18 protein-coding genes are annotated in these 19,760 nt (G+C 38.8%); 14 read left to right on the top strand and 4 right to left on the bottom strand.

The genetic code is table 11. The features are described from left to right. The first annotated feature begins 118 nt into the window (after positions 1–118). The 6 genes from purE (at position 119) to H5203_RS00145 (ending at position 6,736) form a co-directional block, all read left to right on the top strand. The gene (purE, locus tag H5203_RS00170; protein WP_145233343.1) at positions 119–601 is read left to right on the top strand and encodes a 5-(carboxyamino)imidazole ribonucleotide mutase; all 483 of its coding nucleotides are present in this window, start codon (positions 119–121) and stop codon (positions 599–601) included. Position 602: 1 nt separating this feature from the next. Beyond that, complete coding sequence (locus H5203_RS00165) at positions 603–1,751, top strand: 5-(carboxyamino)imidazole ribonucleotide synthase (protein ID WP_182735528.1); 1,149 nt, start codon at positions 603–605, stop codon at positions 1,749–1,751. A 47-nt stretch (positions 1,752–1,798) separates the two neighbouring features. After that, entirely contained in the window at positions 1,799–2,023 is a 225-nt protein-coding gene (locus tag H5203_RS00160; RefSeq protein WP_145233348.1) for a DUF2798 domain-containing protein, read from the top strand. A gap of 13 nt (positions 2,024–2,036) precedes the next feature. Further along, positions 2,037–2,972 carry a YeiH family protein gene (locus H5203_RS00155; protein WP_182718854.1) on the top strand — a complete coding sequence of 312 codons (936 nt, stop codon included), beginning with the start codon at positions 2,037–2,039 and terminating at the stop codon, positions 2,970–2,972. Further along, on the top strand, positions 2,969–4,138 hold the full coding sequence (locus tag H5203_RS00150; RefSeq protein WP_182819165.1) for an endonuclease/exonuclease/phosphatase family protein: 1,170 nt from the start codon (positions 2,969–2,971) through the stop codon (positions 4,136–4,138). Before H5203_RS00155 ends, H5203_RS00150 begins: the two co-directional genes overlap by 4 nt. A 105-nt stretch (positions 4,139–4,243) precedes the next feature. Next, on the top strand, positions 4,244–6,736 hold the full coding sequence (locus tag H5203_RS00145; RefSeq protein WP_182819164.1) for a prolyl oligopeptidase family serine peptidase: 2,493 nt from the start codon (positions 4,244–4,246) through the stop codon (positions 6,734–6,736). Positions 6,737–6,763: 27 nt separating this feature from the next. Here the strand turns inward: H5203_RS00145 and rrtA are convergent, their stop codons facing one another. Next, positions 6,764–7,351, bottom strand: a complete 588-nt coding sequence (gene rrtA, locus H5203_RS00140; RefSeq protein WP_182819163.1) for a rhombosortase — start codon at positions 7,349–7,351, stop codon at positions 6,764–6,766. A gap of 88 nt (positions 7,352–7,439) precedes the next feature. Between rrtA and ggt the strand changes: the two genes are divergently transcribed. From ggt to H5203_RS00125, 3 genes are all read left to right on the top strand, one after another. Then, positions 7,440–9,230: a gamma-glutamyltransferase gene (gene ggt / locus H5203_RS00135; protein WP_182819162.1), complete on the top strand. Its 1,791-nt coding sequence runs from the start codon at positions 7,440–7,442 to the stop codon at positions 9,228–9,230. Positions 9,231–9,391: 161 nt separating this feature from the next. Beyond that, positions 9,392–11,086, top strand: a complete 1,695-nt coding sequence (locus H5203_RS00130) for an NAD-dependent malic enzyme (RefSeq protein ID WP_145233359.1) — start codon at positions 9,392–9,394, stop codon at positions 11,084–11,086. A 126-nt stretch (positions 11,087–11,212) separates the two neighbouring features. Further along, positions 11,213–11,923, top strand: a complete 711-nt coding sequence (locus H5203_RS00125; RefSeq protein WP_182732073.1) for an SIMPL domain-containing protein — start codon at positions 11,213–11,215, stop codon at positions 11,921–11,923. Between the two features lie 8 nt (positions 11,924–11,931). Here the strand turns inward: H5203_RS00125 and H5203_RS00120 are convergent, their stop codons facing one another. Further along, positions 11,932–13,281, bottom strand: a complete 1,350-nt coding sequence (locus H5203_RS00120; protein ID WP_145233363.1) for a DUF2254 domain-containing protein — start codon at positions 13,279–13,281, stop codon at positions 11,932–11,934. Between the two features lie 478 nt (positions 13,282–13,759). Between H5203_RS00120 and H5203_RS00115 the strand changes: the two genes are divergently transcribed. The 5 genes from H5203_RS00115 (at position 13,760) to H5203_RS00095 (ending at position 16,342) form a co-directional block, all read left to right on the top strand. Continuing rightward, positions 13,760–14,134, top strand: coding sequence for an MAPEG family protein (locus tag H5203_RS00115; RefSeq protein WP_145233364.1), 375 nt, complete (start codon positions 13,760–13,762; stop codon positions 14,132–14,134). After that, positions 14,135–14,410 (top strand): hypothetical protein, encoded by a 276-nt coding sequence (locus H5203_RS00110; protein ID WP_182819161.1) that lies wholly within the window; start codon positions 14,135–14,137, stop codon positions 14,408–14,410. It begins immediately after the preceding gene. Then, positions 14,407–15,033: a transporter substrate-binding domain-containing protein gene (locus H5203_RS00105; RefSeq protein ID WP_182819160.1), complete on the top strand. Its 627-nt coding sequence runs from the start codon at positions 14,407–14,409 to the stop codon at positions 15,031–15,033. Before H5203_RS00110 ends, H5203_RS00105 begins: the two co-directional genes overlap by 4 nt. A gap of 5 nt (positions 15,034–15,038) precedes the next feature. Then, positions 15,039–15,668 carry a sulfotransferase family protein gene (locus H5203_RS00100; protein ID WP_182732097.1) on the top strand — a complete coding sequence of 210 codons (630 nt, stop codon included), beginning with the start codon at positions 15,039–15,041 and terminating at the stop codon, positions 15,666–15,668. Between the two features lie 101 nt (positions 15,669–15,769). Next, positions 15,770–16,342: a tRNA-(ms[2]io[6]A)-hydroxylase gene (locus H5203_RS00095; RefSeq protein WP_145233370.1), complete on the top strand. Its 573-nt coding sequence runs from the start codon at positions 15,770–15,772 to the stop codon at positions 16,340–16,342. 73 nt (positions 16,343–16,415) lie between these two features. Here H5203_RS00095 and H5203_RS00090 read toward each other — a convergent pair whose 3' ends face one another. Both H5203_RS00090 and H5203_RS00085 read right to left on the bottom strand, forming a co-directional pair. Continuing rightward, positions 16,416–19,151, bottom strand: coding sequence for an ATP-binding protein (locus tag H5203_RS00090; RefSeq protein ID WP_145233372.1), 2,736 nt, complete (start codon positions 19,149–19,151; stop codon positions 16,416–16,418). A gap of 27 nt (positions 19,152–19,178) precedes the next feature. Next, a complete protein-coding gene (locus tag H5203_RS00085; RefSeq protein WP_182732069.1) occupies positions 19,179–19,700 on the bottom strand; it encodes a hypothetical protein in 522 nt (173 codons plus the stop codon). Between the last annotated feature and the right edge of the window lie 60 nt (positions 19,701–19,760).

The raw sequence follows: 19,760 nt of genomic DNA, 5'->3' as shown, positions 1-19,760 counted from the left end.
GTCATGGCTTTTTTGTTACTCGATATTCGCAATTTAACAATTAATACGTGTATAATGACCGCCTTTAATGCGGACATAAGTCCGCTATAGGTATTAAAACCATTACTGAGGAGTATTTATGACTGTTGGCATTATTATGGGTTCCAAGTCAGATTGGCCAACTATGGAACATGCGGCGATCATGCTAGATAAATTTGGCATCGCTTACGAAACTAAAGTTGTATCGGCTCATCGTACTCCTCAACTACTCGCTGATTACGCAAGTTCAGCAGCAGAACGTGGTATTAAAGTAATTATTGCCGGTGCCGGTGGTGCAGCGCATTTACCAGGTATGGCCGCTGCTTTCACATCGTTACCAGTATTAGGTGTGCCGGTTAAGTCTAAAACGTTAAATGGCATTGATTCATTGCTGTCGATTTGCCAAATGCCAAAAGGTGTTGCAGTAGGTACATTAGCAATTGGTGAAGCTGGTGCTGCAAATGCAGGATTATTAGCTGCACAGATTTTAGGTTGTCAGCAACCGGAGATATTTGCCAAAGTTGAAGCGTTCCGTAAAGAACAAACCGAAACTATTTTAGCTAACCCAAATCCAGCAGAGTAATATGACTATTTTAATTTTAGGAGCCGGCCAATTAGCACGTATGATGTGTTTAGCTGGTGCGCCATTGAATTTAAATGTGGTTGCGTATGATGTTGGTAGTAAAAAAATTGTTCACCCATTAACTGGGCAAATCTATACTACAACGTTAGAGCAAGCAATTGTAGACGCTCATGCGATCACCGCTGAGTTTGAGCATATTCCTGATGATGTGCTAACGCTATGCTGTGCAAGCAAGAAGTTTTATCCGGGTAAAGCCGCGATTAAAACGGGTGGCGATCGCGCCCTAGAAAAAGCATTACTAAGTAAAACCGCAGTTAAGTGCGCACCATATCAGTTGATCACTGAAAAAGCCCATTTAGAACAAGCCGTTGCTAGCTTGGGTAAGCCATTAGTTATCAAAACCTGTCAAGCCGGTTACGATGGGAAAGGCCAGTGGCGTTTAAAATCAGATGATCAAATTGAGCAGATATGGTCACAAATGGCTGATTTTATTGCCTCCGGTACTGAATCCGCGCCACACACTATTATTGCCGAACAAATGATCCCATTTGATCGTGAAGTATCAATCATTGGTGTTCGCGATAAAAGTGGTAATACCGCTATTTACCCACTTACTGAAAACCAGCATACCAATGGTGTTTTAACCTTATCTATCGCCGGTAAAGAAAAATCTGTGATTCAACAACAAGCTGAAGATGCATTTAATAAATTGGCTAATGAGCTTGATTACGTTGGTGTATTGGCGATTGAGTTTTTCGATGTGGCAGGGCAGTTATTGGTCAATGAAATTGCTCCTCGGGTTCATAATTCTGGTCATTGGACCCAACAAGGCGCGCATTGCAGTCAATTTGAAAATCATATGCGTGCAGTCTCTGGGCTGCCATTAGGTAGCACACAATTGCAGCGTGTTACGGCAATGGTGAATGTGCTCGGACAAGCCGCGATTCCTCAGCAAGTACTAAGCATTGCTGAGGTTACGAGTCATTGGTATGGTAAAACAGCAAAGCCTGGTCGTAAAATGGGCCATATTAATGTATCTGCTGCGAACCTTCATGAGTTAGGTGAACGCTTAGCACAATTGTCGGAGTATCTTCCGGAGGAAGATTATCCCGGCGTATTAGCGGCCAGCACCGCGTTGATTTTAAATTAACTAAAAAAGCCGAGTTTATCTCGGCTTTTTACTTGAGGAATGGTTTTATGATTAGCGCTAAATACAGAACCGTGGTATTCGCTTTTTTCATGGCATTATTTATGTCTGGTTTTATGTCATTGGTAATTTCAATTTTTAATGTTGGTTTAATTGATAACATAGTTTCTATTTGGCTAGCGGCGTGGGCTTTTGCATTTTGTGTCGCATTTCCTACCGTAATTCTTGTAGCGCCAGTTGTGCATAAGCTCACTACAAAGATTGTGCGCTCGTAACGAAGGGATTATTTTGTCTGTGTCTGATCGGATTAAAAAGCCTCTATACTTGCTTTTTTTTGGCCTGTGTATCACCCCTTGGATTGGTGGTGGTAGTGCCCTAATTTGTGGCGCGATGTTTGCTATTTTGCTCGGTAATCCATTTGCAGAGCTATCCCAAAAGGCGAGTAAATGGATGCTCAAAGCCGCGGTGGTTGGCTTAGGTTTTGCTGTTGATTTTAATCAGGTGATTGAAGTTGGTCGCAGTTCGCTGGTACTGACCATAGTCAGTATTACAGCGATCATTGGTCTTGGTGAAATTTTAACGCAAGTCTTTAAATTAAATCGTAACACAGGTGTATTAATATCATTCGGTACGGCCATTTGTGGAGGCAGTGCGATTGCAGCGATGGCGCCTGTAATTAAAGCTAAAGATCACGAAGTAGCGGTTGCACTTGGTGTAGTGTTTTTATTAAACGGTGTCGGTTTGCTACTATTTCCAACCATTGGTCATTACTTTAGTTTAAGCCAACACCAATTTGGTTTATGGGCAGCGTTAGCTATTCATGATACCAGCAGTGTAGTAGGGGCCTCAGCAGCTTATGGAGCTGTGGCACTAAGTATTGCTACAACAGTTAAGCTCACACGTGCGATGTGGATCATTCCCTACACTACGATTGCAGGTGTCTTTTGGCGCTCAGAAGAAAAGGCCAGCATTCCTTTATTTATTGTTGGTTTTTTAGCTGCTGCATTGATCAATACGTATTTGCCTCAATTTACGGATCTCTGGCAGCTGATCAACACCGTAGCAAAACAACTATTGGTAATGACTTTATTCTTAATTGGCAGTGGCTTATCACTGGCTGTATTAAAACAAGCAGGACTAAAGCCCTTTATAATGGCAATTATTTTATGGATAGTCGTAAGTAGTGTCATTTTGTTATTAATTTTAGATGGATATATCGTATGAAGAAGCAGTTTTCTATCGCCACATTAGCGTGCCTATTAATCAGTGGTTTTTCTAACTCAGCATTGGCCGCATCATCTTTACGTGTAGCCACGTTTAATGTGAGCATGGATGCAACAAATTATGCTGAAAATGATAAGGACGTTGATCCTAATGGCCTGGTAAATGCGTTACAAACAAATCATCCACAAATCAAAAATATTGCCGAGATCATTCAACGCATTCGCCCTGACATTTTATTATTAAATGAATTTGATTATGTCAGCAAAGCGCAAGGCATTGATTATTTTAAAACGCACTACCTTGCTAAAAGCCAAAATAAACAGCCCTCTATAGATTATCCGTACAGCTATGTTGGCCCAGTAAACACAGGTTTGAAAACGCCATTTGATCTAGATAATGACGGCCAAGCAACTGGTATTAAAGGGGATGCATTTGGTTTTGGCTTTTTTGAAGGCCATTATGGTATGGCCGTCTTATCTCGCTACCCAATTGATTTTGATAAAATTCGTACCTTACAAACCTTTAAATACAAAGATATGCCAAATGCTAAAATGCCAATTGATCCAACTACAGGTGAAAATTGGTATAACAACGAAGAGTGGCAAGCTTTGAGGCTCAGCTCAAAATCGTTTTGGGATATTCCGGTTACTGTAAAAGGTAAAACGCTGCACGTTATTGCATCGCACCCAACGCCTCCTGTATTTGATGGTGCTGAAGATAGAAACGGCTTACGTAATCATGATGAAGTACGTTTGATTAAAGATTATATCGCCAGCGCAGATTACCTCTATGACGATCATGGTGTCAAAGGCGGGTTAGCTGAAAAATCACGGTTTATTATAGTCGGAGATTTAAATGCGGCTCCTGAAGGAGATAAAAAACGCCCAGATACAACGGATCAACTTTTAAAAAACTCATTAATAAATAGTCAATTTACACCAACTAGTAAGGGCGCTAAAACCACTTACAGTGAAAAATATGCTGCTGCTTACACAGCTTACTGGCAAGCTCGTGCAGATTATGTTTTGCCTTCAACTTATGGCATTGAAGTCCATGACGGTGGGGTATTTTGGCCAACTAAAAGTAGCGAGTTATACCGGTTAATTAAAGATCGTAATGCATCGTCAGATCATCGCATGGTGTGGTTAGATATTTCTATAAAGTAACTTGGTTATTAAACAGCAAAGTTTGGCTGTTTGTCTGAAATAATTGCTATTACATAGGCGCTTCTGCTTAAATTGGGGGAATTACAATAACCTTACAGAAGCCCTATGATTTTTAAATCTTCTACTCAAAAAACCTTAATTGCACTTGCCGTAGCATCCAGCGTTATGTTGTCCGGTTGTCAATCAACCGCATCTACCCCTAAAGAGCAACCACAATCAACTGTTGCCAGCGTTGTTGTAACGCCTGCTGATACAGGCAGCAGCGCGATCACACTTGAGCAAGCAATGGCTCATCCTGATTGGTTAGGCCGCCAAGCAGAGCGTGCGTTTTGGGCTGCTGATTCAAAAACAGTTGTCTATGCGCAAAAACAACAAGGTAATGAGCTTCGAGACTTATTTACACAAGCTGTTGATAGCCAAGCGGCAAGCCAAGTAGCGTTAAATAAGTTGCATACATTAGGGGCTGGTGATGCTGTTTATTCAGTGGATCGTACACAGCAAGCCTATGTATTTGAAGGTAATATATTTGTAAAGAACATCAATACAGGTTCAATTACACAAATTACTCACGACAGTGCTAAACAATCTAAACCACAATTTTTAACTGATGGTAATTTAGCTTATCGTCAAGGAAACACTTTTTATAAAGTAGATTTGGCAACGGGACTGCAAGCTGAGCTTGTAAATCTTCATTTGAGCGATGCACCAAAAGGAGTTACAGAGCCTGAAACTTACATCGCTAAAGAACAGCATAAACTGATTGATTACATTGCGCTGACTCATAAAAATAAAAAAGATAAACAAGCGCGCAAAGAGCAACTCAACCAGCAAAATAGTTCAATTGCCGATGCTCAGTTTTACTTAGGTAAAGGCAATGAGTTAGCCGATGTGCAGTTATCACCAAATGGTAAAGCATTAATTGCTGTTGTCACTGAGGCCAAACCTTGGCGAGATGAAGCCGACATCATGCCAAACTATATTGCTGATGATGCACGGGTAAAAGCTGAAAAAGTACGTCGTCGTGTTGCTGATGAAAAACCACAAACCTCGCAAGTTATCTACATAGATTTAACTGAGCAAACGCAAACAACACTCGCATTTGATACCTTACCTGGTTTTGATGAAGATGTATTAGCGGCAGTTAAAAAAGAAAACTATGCCCGTGACGGCAAAACATATGAATCTAAAAAAGAACTTCGTGCTATCAACCTAATGATGGATTGGGGATGGGATCAAAGTGCTATCGTCTGGAACAAAGCCGGCACGCAAGTCGCGATTATGCTTGAAGCATGGGATAACAAAGACCGTTGGTTAGCTACTGTTGATGCTGAAAATTCCAAACTTGTTTCACAACACCGTTTACACGATGATGCATGGGTTAACTATGCTTATAACGATTTTGGCTGGTTAAATAATTCAGATACCTTGTATTATTTATCTGAAGAAACTGGCTATAGCCACCTATATAAAAAACCACTCAATGGTAAAGCAACACAACTTACCAAAGGTCAGTTTGTCGTATCGAACCTCACACTAACAGATGACGACAGTGCAATTTATTACAAAGCCAATGTTGAGCATCCTGGTCTATATGAAATCTACCGCGTTGATCCACAAACGGCAAAATCAGAGCAAGTAACCAACTTAGACGGTATGACCGACTATAAATTAAGCCCTGATCAAAGCAAATTATTGTTAACACATTCCAAAATCATGGCTCCACCAGAGTTATATGTTGCTGATGCAAAAGCGAATACAACTGCAACGCAGCTAACTCATACAGTATCGAGTGAATTTTTAGCAAAACAATTAATTGCGCCTAAAATTGTTGCGGTACCGTCAAGTCATACTGAACAACCGGTATACGCTAAAGTATATTACCCAGCAGACTATGTAGAAGGTGAGAGCGGCAAAAACCGCAAAGCGATCATTTTTAACCATGGTGCAGGTTATCTACAAAACTCACACATGGGTTGGTCAGGTTACTTCCGCGAATTTATGTTTCATTCATTACTAGCCTCTGAAGGTTATGTAGTGATGGACATGGATTATCGTGCATCAAAAGGTTATGGACGTGATTGGCGTACGGCGATTTACCGTCAAATGGGTACCCCAGAAATTGAAGATTTAGCCGATGGTGTTAAATGGATGGCTGAAAATGCCAATGTTGATACCGGTGCTGTGGGTACATATGGCGGCTCTTATGGTGGCTTTATGACCTTTATGGCGTTATTTACTCAGCCTGATTTATTTCAAGCCGGGGCTGCGCTTCGTCCAGTTACCGATTGGGCACACTATAATGGTCCATACACATCAAACATTTTAAATCACCCAGATGTTGATCCAATTGCGTATGAAAAAAGTTCGCCTATATATTATGCGCAGGGACTTAAAAACCGCTTATTGATCAACGCCCCTATGGTTGATAATAATGTGTTTTTCCAAGACTCAGTACGCTTAGTACAGCGTTTAATTGAGCTTGAAAAAGAAAACTTTGAAACGGCTATATTTCCAGTCGAACCACATGGTTTTGTACAGCCTTCTAGTTGGTTAGATGAATACCGTCGTATTCATAAACTATTTAAAGAAAGTTTATAAGCACTAAATTTTTAGACAACGCCAAGCTTATGCTTGGCGTTTTTTTATATAATTTATCAGCAGTGGCGTTGCGAGTACTATTCCGCCAATTGCACCTATTAAGTGAGCATCAACAGCAACCCGAGAGGCAATTAATTTACTCACTTCAGCACTGGGGCCATGAAATTGTTCATAAGCAATTTTAAGCCAAATACCGATAAACAATAAACCGCCGCTTTTCATGCCAACTTCAATATCTTTGATTGCCCCCCACACAATTACACCATGCAGTAGTGCACTCAATCCGGTGTAAATGTGAATGTCAGGACAAAAAAAGTAAATACCAATACCGCACCAAGCAGCCAAAAATAAGGTGTGCAATGCATATTGCGTCGGTTTTGTATGCTCAGCATGTAACGCCCATATCAGTACGATACCGGCACAATTTAATGCTAAGTGCGCCCAGTTAGCATGCACATATTGGCTCGTGATCAAACGCCATACTTGGCCTTGGTCAATGAGCTGGCGATTAAACTCTAAAACATCATTTAAATTAAACGCTGCAAATAGGGCGCTTAATGCCATTAAACACAGCGGGGGTAAAATATATCGGGGTTGAAGTGGTAAATTGACCATTTTATTCTTATTTTTACAGCAAAATTTTGCATATTGTGCCCGTTTAACTTTAAGATGCCAAACATCTCAATGCAATTAAGGTCTTTTTATGTTTTTACCTTTTAAAACCAGCGTCGTCTTTAGTTTAACTCTTTTTACTTTACCGGTTTTAGCCACTCAAACACCACGGGAAGTACGCGAGCCAGAAGCCGCCACTGGCCATCAACTTAAGCAGCATGTAACTGGTCAGCAGTATATGGTTGCTGCGGCAAACCCCTATGCTGCTAAAGCAGGACAAACCATACTCGCTAAGGGCGGCAGTGCAGTCGATGCTGCCATTGCAACGCAATTAGTCTTGACCTTGGTTGAGCCGCAATCATCAGGAATTGGTGGTGGGACTTTTATGCTGCATTTTGACAAAGGTCATAATAAGCTAACCAGCTTTGATGGCCGCGAAACAGCGCCAAGTAATGCTGACGAAACATTGTTTTTAGATGAAAAAGGTAACGCGGCACCTTGGATTGAAGCAGTGGTTGGCGGCCGTTCAGTGGGTGTACCTGGTTTATTGCATGCCTTTGCTAAAGCGCATCAACAATATGGCAAACTTGCATGGGCGGAACTGTTTAAACCGGCCATAGAACTTGCTGAACAAGGATTTGTAGTATCACCGCGTTTACATGCTTTGTTAGCCAAACAAATAAACCCTGGGGTGACAACACTTCCAGTGATCCGTGATTATTTTTTTCCAGATGGTAAACCGCTTGCTGTTGGCACTGTTAAAACGAACCAACCACTTGCTGAAGTTTACAAAAAAATCGCCAGTAAAGGCATTGATGCTTTTTATAAAGGCGATAACGCTAAGCAAATGGTTGCTGCGGTCACTCATTCTATTGTGGCACCAGGTACTTTAGCATTAACCGATTTAGCTAATTATAAAAGTAAACAACGTGACGCAGTTTGCACCCCGTACCACAGTTATAAAGTATGTTCCATGGCACCACCGAGCAGTGGCGGAGTCGCGGTGTTACAAATTCTCGCTTTGCTTGAAGATAAGAACATGGGTCAATTTAAAGCTAATTCTGCACAAGCCCTGCATTATTTTAGCCAAGCATCGCGACTCGCTTTTGCGGATCGTAATGTGTATATGGGCGACCCCGATTTTGCAGATATTCCTACTAATGAGCTACTCGATAAACGCTATATCGAGCAACGGACAAAATTAATAAGTGAGCGAGACGAAAAAGCCTATGCAGGGCAACCTCGTCCATTACTGAGTTACGCACAAGATGATGCGTATGAATTGCCATCTACTACTCATGTATCTATTGTTGACAGTGAAGGGAACGCGGTATCAATGACCAGCTCAATAGAAATGGCGTTTGGTTCAACGGTTATGGTGAACGGTTATATATTAAACAACCAATTAACCGACTTTGCCTTGTCGCCGCGCAAAAACGGCAAATTATTAGCCAACCGCGTTGAAGCAGGTAAACGCCCGCGCAGCTCAATGTCACCGGTGATGGTGTTTAATAACGATGGCAGTTTACGCTTAGTGGTCGGCTCACCTGGCGGTAGCCGAATTATCGACTATGTCGCGCAAGTAGTTATTGGCGTATTAGATTGGCAACTAACTGCTCAACAAGCCATTGACTTACCAAGAATTACTAATCGTAATAATTATACAAGTGTTGAAAAAGGCACCGCTATAGAGGCGATTATTCCTGATTTACAAAAACGTGGTCATACAGTAAAAGTCGTCGATTTAAACTCTGGCTTGCATGCGGTTGAAGTCGTCAATGGCACTTTATTTGGTGCCGCAGATCCTCGCCGCGAAGGGATCGCTTTAAGTGAGCAAAGTATTGTTCTTAAAGAGCACGAAATGCCAGTGAATAAGCCTTAATTGACATCGTGATTTAATGTACAATCTACTTTTACGTGTGTGTTAAGCGCACACGTCTTATTTTCTCCTAATGGTCTGACAAGATTGAATATCATTGCTTTTTAATATTCAACAGTAATAATGACAGATCGTAACTTAAAGACTTCGTTAAGCTTGGACTTATGACTACAAATACTGACCCAAATTATCTTTATATTCATCACTCAGGCCCAGGTCTGATCGAAACGCCACTCTTAAATAAAGGCAGTGCATTTACTCAAAAAGAGCGTGAAAGTTTCAACCTTGCGGGATTACTGCCTCCTCGCTATGAAACGATTGAAGAGCAGGTTGAACGTTGTTATCAACAATATTCAAGTTTTAAAGACAACCTAAATAAACACATTTATTTACGCGCCATCCAAGATAACAACGAAACACTTTACTATCGTTTAGTGCGTGACCATCTTGAAGAAATGTTGCCTATTATCTACACCCCAACCGTGGGTGATGCCTGTGAAAAATTCTCAGATATTTATCGCAGCGCGCGCGGTTTATTTATCTCTTATGAAGACCGTTATCAAATCGATGATATTTTACGTAATGCGACCAAAGGCAAAGTAAAGGTTATCGTTGTCACCGATGGTGAACGTATTCTTGGTTTAGGCGACCAAGGTATTGGTGGCATGGGCATTCCAATTGGTAAGCTATCACTTTATACCGCCTGTGGTGGCATAAGCCCAGCCTATACGCTACCGGTTATGCTTGATGTAGGAACGAATAACGAAAAGTTATTAAACGATCCTATGTATATGGGTGCTCGCCATAAACGTATTGCACAAGATGAATACGATGAATTTTTAGATCTATTTATTAAAGCCGTTAAGCGTCGTTGGCCAAATGTGTTATTACAATTTGAAGACTTTGCACAACCTAATGCAATGCCTTTATTAAAACGCTACCGTGATGAAATTTGTAGTTTTAATGATGATATTCAAGGCACAGCGGCGGTTACAGTTGGTTCGTTACTTGCTGCATGTCGTGTGAAGAGTGCACAGTTATCAGAACAAAAGGTAGTGTTCGTAGGTGCAGGCTCCGCAGGCTGTGGTATTGCCGAACAAATCATTACACAAATGGTGTCGGAAGGTATTTCTGACGAGCAAGCCCGCAGCCAAGTTTTCATGGTTGATCGTTTTGGTTTGTTAACACAAGGCATGGAAGGGCTGCGCGACTTCCAGCAAGCACTTGCCCAACCTACAGATAAATTAGCTGATTGGACATACAGCGGTGAATACGCGTCATTGCTAGATGTGATGCACTGCACAGCTCCTGATATTCTCATTGGTGTATCAGGGCAACCTGGTTTATTTACTGAGCAAGTTATTCGCGCCATGCATAATGGATGCGAACAGCCCGTTATTTTCCCGTTAAGTAATCCATCTAAGCAAGTTGAAGCACTACCTGAAGATGTGATCAATTGGACACAAGGCAAAGCGATTGTTGCAACTGGCAGTCCATTTGCACCGGTTGTTTATGACGGTGAAACATTTGTAATCCCACAATGTAATAACAGCTATATTTTCCCTGGTATTGGTTTAGGTGTCATTGCGGCGAAGGCCACCCGTATTACTGATGCAATGCTCATGGTGTCGAGTGAAATATTGGCAGAATCATCACCTCGAGCTAATACCGGTAAAGGGAGTTTATTACCTGCACTAACAGAAATTGAAACACTGAGTAAACGCATTGCTTTTGGTGTGGCTAAAAAAGCCATCGAAGAGGGGGCTGCACTTGAGATCAGCGATGATATGTTATGGGCGGCAATTGACAGAAATTACTGGTTACCAAAATACCGTAATTACAAACGTTGTAGTATCTAAGTGATCACTGCTGATTAACTAGTAAATTATCTAGAAACAGGCTTCGGCCTGTTTTTTTATGCTTGTTCATTTTAAATTAACCGCGTACGGTATCTAATAACGTTATTAAAACTATTAAGGATATGTATGCGTTATTTACCATTGTTAGCCGCGACTCTAAGTTTCAATGTATTTGCAGCCAGTACACCAGATGCCCCACACATTTACATTCAAGGCCAAGCGCAAATCTCCACTATTGCCGATAATGTAAAGTTAGGCGTTGCAATTGTTGAAGTTGATAAGGACTTGATGAGCGCTAAACAAAAAGCTGATCAAACTATGGCTAAAGCGATTAAATTAGCAAAGCAGCAGGGGATTGATGAAAAAAGTATTTATGGTTCACAAATCTCAATTAACCGAGAAAATCAATACAACCGTGAAACAGGTAAGCAAGACTTTATTGGTTACCGGGTTAGTCGCACACTTTCACTCACACTGACGGATGTAACAAAATATCCATTACTGCTGCAAAGTTTAGTGAACGCAGGCATTAATGAAATAAACCAAACTGAGTTCACATCGAGTCGTTTTGAGTCATTGCAAAAGAAAGTGCAAAAAATGGCAATTGCAGATGCAAAATCAGCGGCAAAAGAATTTGCTGCTGATTATGACGTAGAACTCAAAGGTTTGTATAGTGCTTCAAATGCCCCTATGAACGTATCAGCTCAACCTTATATGCGTGCTGAAAAAACCATGTTGTCAGACAGTAATTCTGGCAGTTTCGTCCCTGATGCCTATCATGCCGGCGAAATCACAATTTCGGCAGACAGTTACGCTATTTATCTAATTAAAAATTAACAGCCAACTCATTGGTGGCGAAATTTCGCCACCAATTTATCTCCCATTTCAGGGGAGATTCTCGCGATAGCATTAAGCATATTAATTATTTGGTCGCGATCATACTGATTACTAATATTCTCATTTACATCATCGATAATAGCATCTAAATAAGTAAATAGACTCTGCGCTGCTTTACTGTTCTGGTGGGTTCTGAACAAAATGTTTTTGAACGCTTCGAGTACATTATTCATCACATAACCATCACTTTTTGCATAGTTGCGGATTGGCGTGAAGTTATCATGCAATAATTCATCAAATGATGTTTCATGGAAATATAACAGTGGCTGTTTATCATCACTATGTTTTAAAGAGTAATTAACGTTATATATGCTTAATCGATCAATGAGTAAAATACTGAGCATATCGATCGCCTTTACCGCAGTACCAGGATCGTTAATACCCGGGCTCATCGCTTTCACTGCAATCTCTGAAATCTGTGTCATTCCAAACCTATAATTGTCACTTACATATTCTTCGATATAAAAAATAAAGCAATTAAGTAGATCTTCAAGGAGTTGCTCGTTATCAGATAAATCATGATTACATTTTAAAAACGGATAGCCTTCAACAGTAAAAAAACCCTGCTTAACTACAACATAAATTTTTATATCATGTTGTTGGCAAAGGGCACATAGTTTATCGCTATTCACGCCTTTAAAGTAACCTTCTGTTTTACTTGAAATACTCGACCAATCGTCAAAGTTAGGAAATACATCGATAGGGTTATCTTTTTGCATGCTAATAATCGATTTCAATTCATTTTTAGTATTCTTATATAAGTCGTTTAATACGTTATCGACTTGAATAGCCCTTGAAATTGAATGGATGAAAAATACAAAAAAGCCTAACGATATCAGGCCAAAAACAAGTGAAAAAAGTATGCCCAATGAAGGAATTCCTATTTCACCATTATCCATAGTCCGGATGTTGATCAGCATAACGATTGAAAAAATAATACTGCCGAGATAAAAGCCCAAAACAAGTTGATGTGATTTACGCGTTATAAGCCCCGGTAATACTCTTGGTGATAGACTTGCGCTGGCACTATTAAGTACCACCATAACCATAGAAAAACTAAAAACAGTTAGCGAAATAATACTACCCGTTAATGTACTTAGAATCGTTCGTGCATTTTCTTCGCTATCAACCAATAGTACCTCAAGCAGCGATTTAAGCTCCATAACAAAAGACGTATACTCTGTAGTTGTTACAAGTACAGCAAACAATAAAAATATCACTGATAATAACGATGGATAGAAACCGATACTACTGACTAATTCTCGGTAATTATCGGCAATTTTTCGCGGAGTGAACATATATGAAACCCTAAGATGACTTAGTTGTTGTACCAACAACAGCTAATTTATGCAGTAAGCTTAACAACAAACTTTGTTTTACGTCTAATTATTAATAATAACGTTTCCAATATATGCATGTTTTATTAGCTGGAGGCTTAAAACTTACTTAGTATATGGACTCCTAATAGCAAGCAGCAAGATGTTGTAACTTTAATTTTACGGACCGCATTGAGCGTCTTGACTACAATATTAGCTTATTGCTTGATATGCGACGAAATCGTCTAAATAATAGACGTCATTGAGAGGGCATTGTATAAGGTCATTCTATTAATCTCAGTAGCAAGACCATACAAAGGTTAAAATAAGTGATGTTGTTTTCTGAGGTTGATTATCATTTGTTATTTAAATAACAATAGTTGTATAGTAATACGAATTATTAGGGGGACTTGGCAATACACAAGTTCTTATAAACTATTAGATAAAAATTAGGTTTATTGTGATCATATCTTTCTACGCAGCCATATTAGCTTTTATGTATATTTATTTAAGTATAAATGTTGTAAAAGTGCGAAAAGCAAATCAAATATCATTAGGTACTAACGATAACCAACAACTACTGAGAGCAACGCGAGCTCATGGTAATTTTATTGAATACGTACCTTTCGCGCTGATCCTTATTTTTTTAGCAGAGTACCAAGGTTTAAGCAGTCATTATTGCCATCTTTTAGGGACTTTATTAGTATTTGGTCGCGTATGCCACAGCATTGCGATTAATGATAATACCTTAAAACTTAGAGTTATAGGCATGCTATCAACCTTTGCAACCCTCGCGTTAAGTGCAATTGCGTTACTGCTCGGTCGTTTTTTCTAAATGTTTTGTACATGGCTTGCACTTTCTACATCATTGATAGTAAACCCTGTTAGTGCAGCTGTTGATCATAATGATCCGCGTCAAACACTGAATGTTATTTATCCTAAGCCAGAGCGTGAATACGAACTAGATAATTGGTATCCGCTAGAGTTACTCAAACTTGCACTAAAATATAGTGGCCAAGCGTATACCTTACAATCATCGATAAAAATGGTACAAAGCCGTTCTTTAAAAGAGCTAGAACACGGTGAGCTGGTTAATGTAGTAGGTCAATGACAAGTATAGAAAGAGAGCAGTTGTTTAAGCCTATTAGAATTCCAATTTATAAAGGTTTATATGGTTGGCGTTTACTACTTACTACTGAAGACAAACTTTCATTATTTACAGCCGTAAAAATGCCATCTGAACTTAAAAAGCTTTATTTTATTCAAGGACATGACTGGCCAGACACGGTAATTCTAAGCGATAACGGTTTTCAAGTTTCAACATCAACAAGTTATGACTCCTTATTTAATATGCTTGTTAAAGGACGTGGGGATGCATTTCCTCGCTCAATTTTAGAAGTTGATTGGGAATTAAAGCAGCTTGATGCAAGCGATCACATTACTACGGTGCCTAATGTCGTTTTTAATTATCCAGCAGCGATCTACTTTTTTGTTAACTCGCAGCGCGATGATTTACATAATGCAATTAAAATTGGTCTAGAAAAAGCACATCAAAATGGTGAGTTTGATAAATTATTTAATCGCCACTTCGCTGAAATTATTGCAAGCGCAAAATTACAAGAAAAAATGATTATAAAATTAGAAAATACACATCTTCCTCACTTAACTCCTATTAACAACAGTGCATTATGGTTTACTCCAGAAAAAAGCATTCAGTTCCACAAGTCATTATGAATCCAATAACTAAAATCTTTATAATTGGCCTACCTCGTACGGGCACAACCAGTGTATGCCATGCATTTTTACAACTTGGTTTTAGTTGTGCCCATACAGCCTATACCAAGCAATGTTTTAACCAAGCGCAAGTGATTGCTGACACACCAATTTTTAATGATTACGAATATTTAGATTCACTTTATCCAGGTGCTAAATTTATCTATTTAGAGCGGGAAGCAGAAAAGTGGCTGCCTTCAATTCGCCAATTATTACTGAGAATGCACACCAACTTAATGCGAGAGGATGGGGGTTTTAACCCACATATTAAGCGTTGTTATCTGCATACCTTTGGTAGTTTTTCTATTAATGAGTTACACAATGATGCCTATTTACAACAATGCTATGAGCAACACAAAAGTGCTGCACATAACTATTTTGCTAAGCGAGCAGCTGACTTTTTATCAATAGATATAGCCCATCCAAACAGTTTTAATCAGCTTTGTGATTTTTTGCAATTACAAACTGAACTGACAAAGTTTGAAAAAATGAATATTGGCGGCAAGGTAACAGCTTGGAATGCAATAAAGCATCCACTAAAAGTTGCATCAACAGCAAATGGTAAAATCGATAAATATCTATACCCAACATCTTGATAAGAAGTAACTACTCAAGGTAATTAAAAATTATTGCTGTAACAAGATTTTGTAGTTCAATTGCGTTAAAATCTCGCCATTAGTTTTTAGGTAAAATATTTATGTTCGAATTAAAATACCACACTCCATTTGCATGGACCGAAGCTGTGATGGCAGACTTTGACACCTTTTTACAAGATCATGCCGCTGCAGAAAAAAAAGCGTCCGGTATGGCTATGTCGATGTTGTCGCATTATCCAGATCGCCGCAAGCTTGTAAAAGCAATGACCGATTTAGCACTGGAAGAAATGATCCACTTTAAACAAGTATTAAAGCTATTGCTTGATCGTGATGTTAACTTAGGTAACGACCAAAAAGATCCGTACGTAAAAAAAATTCGCGCGATTTTTAGAAATGGCCGCGACGAGTTTTTAATGGATAGATTATTAGTAGGTGCCGTAATTGAGGCGAGGGGACACGAGCGTTTCTCTTTAGTTGCACAAGCATTACCAATCGGCAAAGAAAAAGATTTTTATGTGGCAATAGCTAAATCAGAAGAAAAACATAAAAACTTATTTGTCGAGCTGGCTTATGAATATTTTGATAAAAATGAGGTCGATTCGCGATTAGAAGAAATTCTTATCGCTGAAGCTGAAATATGTAAAAACATCCCATTTACTGCGGCGCTGCATTAATCAGATCAGCGCTTGATAGTGCACGTTGAAGTGTATAACCGCTGAGCAGCAACAGCTGCCATATGTTCAGCCATTAATTTGGCTGATATTTGCTTGTATGTAACTCACTTTTTTGAATTTTTTTTGGTTGTAAGATCACTGGAAATTGGGCTACTACCTTAGTCCCTTTGCTGCTAGAGCTTCGCTTAATAGGCAGTTTATATTCTTTTGCAATACTATTCATCACGTAATAACCTAGGCCAAAATTTATAGAGCGGGTAAACATTGATAGGCCTTTACCGTTATCTAGTACCTGCAATATTAACTTGTTACCGATCTTATTTAAGTGAACTGTTATTTTAGTTGCACTTGCATGTTTAAATATATTCTCAACAGCATGGTATAACACCGCATAAATATCACACTGTAATTGTTTAGTAAGAACTTCATTACCAAGCGTGATATTGAATTCCGACTTAATACCATCCCTTGATAAACATTTAATATGTAGCATATCAATCGCTGTAGCCAAGTCGTTCTGCCCAAGGCTTGCATGGCTATTAGCAATAGGGCTTAAAATTTCATGTGCTTTTTTAAGTTTATCAAGGCCTTTACATACCATTATTTGATCTCCGCCACATAAATCTATGCCGTTTGCTAAGTTTATAGCAGCAACACTTAGCCCTTCACGCTGTAATTGCTTTTGATGTGACTTAAAAACACGGTGAAAACTCTGCAACCAAAAGAATACAAAGCTAGCAACACCTAAAAATAAGCTAATTAGTATTAAAGCATAAAACCACAAAGCACTATTTGAGCTATACCAAGGCCCACTTACAAAAAAATTGAAAGACTGTGGCTTACTCCACATACCTCCATTAACTTTGCTTCTATATTCTAATGTGTAATTATCAGGGTTTAGCTTATTTAATTGTATTAATGGGGTAGGGATATCATGCCATTCACTCATATTTAAGCGGTATTGATAATTAATGTGATCGCTAAGCGTGTAGCTATAATTAGTCAAAGCTATATCAAGCCAGCCAGAGTTATTCACTTTTAACGTTTCTGGATTTAAGTACGTTTTAGTGTTTGTTCTTATATAACTAATACGACTATTTGGTATAGTTTCTTGCTTTTTTCTTTCAACTCTTATTACGCCTTGGTTGCTAACCGCAACAATTTTATCACTAATACTTAATATTCCATTTGGTGTAAAAGAATGATCTCCTGTACCTTCTAAAAGATTAGTGTAAGCATCATCCATACTAAACTTGTGAATACCATGGTTAGTAGATAAATAGAGCTCTTGGCTCAATGAATGTAGCTCATTAATATATAGCGGGCTTACAATAGATTCCCACTGACCGTTAATTTTTCTAAATAAACCGCTGCCGTAAGTTGCTGCATAAAGTGTATTACCTAACAATTGAATATCTGCGATAGGTGCATATTTTTCAAGTTCAATCGAGGCATCACCCCGTTGATTAAAAGATATCAACCCCTTTTCATTAGCAATATAGAGTATACCTCCAAGGTTTTTAGTTGCCCAAGCAGTCTTATGCGATAGAAATTTATTGATATACCCTGAATCGAGTTGCGAAAGGGCTAAATCAAATATTTGAACTCCCTCATCATTTGTGGATAAGTAAATCTGTTTATTAATAACTGCTAAGTTAATTACATAACCTTTAAAGAACTGAGTAACAAGCTGTGTAGTCAAGTTAATAGCATATGCACCTAAATTAGTAGTAACGAACAGCGTGTCACCTTCTTGCTGTAATGCAGTGACAGAAAAACCAAGTTTTGAGATTTGCTGATTTAAATTGTTAAGAGCAGAATAGTGACCGTCAGAGTAAATATAAAGCCCGTTATCAGAGCCTATCCAGGTTTTACCATTTACTGTTGCGATCACATTGTAAATCGAAGCAATTGAAAGACGATCGAGTCTGACCTTAGATGAAACGACCTCAAAGCTATTAACATCTAATGCCCATAAATTTTGTTCATCATCAACAAACAAGTCTTTATATGCTTGAGGATGGGAGTTTATGCCTTTTTGTAACACTGATAGTTGTGTTATTTCAGCTTGGTTTATAGAGCCACGGTCTACATAATACAAAAAATATGGAGGTGAAAAGCGCAGATGTCTTGCACTTGTAATGTCGTCATTAACAATTTTTATGTCATTCAAGTATGAATATGATGTCATATGATCATTTAAAAAATAAATCACTCCGTAAGGTGTAGCAACTAGCTCTCCGTCACTAACATGTGTGTCATCAATTAATCGTACACTCCTATTATTAATCACGTAGACACCGTCATTTGCCATAATGTACCCATGGTTGGCTGAGGCAGATACATCAAACATCTTATCTTTTTTACCAAGCGGCTCAGTAACTTCAAATGTTTCTAGATCAAGTAACGTTAATTGCTCTCTAGCTAACATAAATAAATATGTATTATTTACTGCCAGCTTTCTAGCTGCGATATCACTAAGTTTAACGGCTTCAAGCGTATTTAGATTAAATTGCCACACCTCTTTATCTTTATAGGCTATATACAAATAACCTGGTGATTGAAAGATAACATCACTTGTCCAACGCTTAGGTAAAATAGAGATACTCGAAAGGTTTAGGTAATGACTACCATCGAAACGATAGACACCATCATGTGAAGAAAAATAAATATTCTTGTTATTATCTTGGGTAGCGGCATTCAAATGCTGCATGTTAAATGCAAAACAATAAGTGCTACTCAACATAAAGAAGATTAAAAATAGTAACTTGTTCATAATGGTGTCCATTTTATTATTATTACCAATCAAATTGGCTTACACATTTCCTAGTGACCATTATTGTGCCGATGTTGGCCTGTGATCTCTAGAACCACAATATGGCTTTACAATTGGTAACTCTACGTTTAAATCATCAGAACGTTCAGATGTTAATGATTCCGCTTGATAATTTAACGTTTTTTTAACCCCTTTTGATATAGTACTTTTATACCAATTTTCATGAGCATTTTCAGGAGGAGTTACAACTAGAAATGTAGGCTTTCGAGGGTCAGCTTCATTTACTTTAGTGTTCCAACTATGCAAAACCTGATCACCTGCTGCGTTGCCGTACATACTTGCAAATGCAGTAGCAAGTAAATGCGCACCTGCATCACTGGTTATAATCATCGCCGTTTTAGAAAAGTCACTACCACAATCAAAGCTCATATCAACATTAAGCAATGAATTATCTGGTAGTAAAATATCTGCACTCATATATTGAATAACTGCACGATCTGCTTGAGGAGCAAGGGCTGCAACATTACAAATCGTTAATGTTGCACACAGTAAAGTTGCAATTTTAAATGTATTTTTAAGCATATTAATATCCTTTTTTACGCCATAGACAAAGATCCATCTGCAACAGTATCAACAAATACC

Origin of the sequence: Pseudoalteromonas sp. SG41-1, assembly GCF_014164575.1 — a bacterium.
GTDB lineage: Bacteria > Pseudomonadota > Gammaproteobacteria > Enterobacterales > Alteromonadaceae > Pseudoalteromonas > Pseudoalteromonas rhizosphaerae.
This window is presented reverse-complemented; position numbering and strand designations above follow the sequence as displayed.

Coding starts and splice junctions, on each gene's coding strand:
- purE (WP_145233343.1), top strand. CDS start 119: ATGACTGTTGGCATTATTATGGGTTCCAAGTCAGATTGGCCAACTATG.
- H5203_RS00165 (WP_182735528.1), top strand. CDS start 603: ATGACTATTTTAATTTTAGGAGCCGGCCAATTAGCACGTATGATGTGT.
- H5203_RS00160 (WP_145233348.1), top strand. CDS start 1,799: ATGATTAGCGCTAAATACAGAACCGTGGTATTCGCTTTTTTCATGGCA.
- H5203_RS00150 (WP_182819165.1), top strand. CDS start 2,969: ATGAAGAAGCAGTTTTCTATCGCCACATTAGCGTGCCTATTAATCAGT.
- H5203_RS00145 (WP_182819164.1), top strand. CDS start 4,244: ATGATTTTTAAATCTTCTACTCAAAAAACCTTAATTGCACTTGCCGTA.
- rrtA (WP_182819163.1), bottom strand. CDS start 7,351: ATGGTCAATTTACCACTTCAACCCCGATATATTTTACCCCCGCTGTGT.
- ggt (WP_182819162.1), top strand. CDS start 7,440: ATGTTTTTACCTTTTAAAACCAGCGTCGTCTTTAGTTTAACTCTTTTT.
- H5203_RS00130 (WP_145233359.1), top strand. CDS start 9,392: ATGACTACAAATACTGACCCAAATTATCTTTATATTCATCACTCAGGC.
- H5203_RS00125 (WP_182732073.1), top strand. CDS start 11,213: ATGCGTTATTTACCATTGTTAGCCGCGACTCTAAGTTTCAATGTATTT.
- H5203_RS00120 (WP_145233363.1), bottom strand. CDS start 13,281: ATGTTCACTCCGCGAAAAATTGCCGATAATTACCGAGAATTAGTCAGT.
- H5203_RS00110 (WP_182819161.1), top strand. CDS start 14,135: ATGTTTTGTACATGGCTTGCACTTTCTACATCATTGATAGTAAACCCT.
- H5203_RS00105 (WP_182819160.1), top strand. CDS start 14,407: ATGACAAGTATAGAAAGAGAGCAGTTGTTTAAGCCTATTAGAATTCCA.
- H5203_RS00095 (WP_145233370.1), top strand. CDS start 15,770: ATGTTCGAATTAAAATACCACACTCCATTTGCATGGACCGAAGCTGTG.
- H5203_RS00085 (WP_182732069.1), bottom strand. CDS start 19,700: ATGCTTAAAAATACATTTAAAATTGCAACTTTACTGTGTGCAACATTA.